Source organism: Agrobacterium sp. MCAB5, from assembly GCF_052114365.1.
Lineage (GTDB): Bacteria > Pseudomonadota > Alphaproteobacteria > Rhizobiales > Rhizobiaceae > Agrobacterium > Agrobacterium tumefaciens.
Window position 1 is genome coordinate 1 of record NZ_JBFREP010000247.1, and the last position, 467, is coordinate 467.

Consider the following 467-nt stretch of genomic DNA (forward strand, 5'->3'; position numbering starts at 1 on the left):
GAGCGGGGCAGCGGGTCGATCGTCAACATCGCCTCGGTGCTGGCGCTTTTACCCGAATATTCCCACGGCATCTATGCCGCCACCAAGTCCTATGTGCTGACCATGTCGCAGAGCCTAGCCGCAGAAGTCTCTTCCAAGGGCGTATACGTCCAGGCTGTCCTGCCCGCCGCGACACGTACGGAAATCTTCGAGCGGGCAGGAGGTGACATCAACCGTGTCCAGAACCTGATGGAAGTGGAAGACCTCGTCGACGCGGCGCTGATCGGGTTTGACCGGAAGGAGCTGGTGACGATCCCGCCCGTGCCCGACGTCGCCGCATGGGATGCCTTCGAGCAGGCGCGTGGCGTCTTGGCCGCAGGCTTTAGCAACTCCGAACCCGCCGCGCGATACCGCTCCAACTCATGACACTTCGACCTCGCGGGGACCACTTGCAACTCCCGCGCCATCAACACCGCCCTGTATCGGGC

1 protein-coding gene is annotated in these 467 nt (G+C 63.2%); it reads left to right on the top strand.

The window, feature by feature from the left end:
* Positions 1-405, top strand: a 405-nt coding sequence (locus tag AB4Z23_RS28460; RefSeq protein ID WP_441361304.1) for an SDR family NAD(P)-dependent oxidoreductase, incomplete at its 5' end; no start/stop codon positions are given.
* Between the last annotated feature and the right edge of the window lie 62 nt (positions 406-467).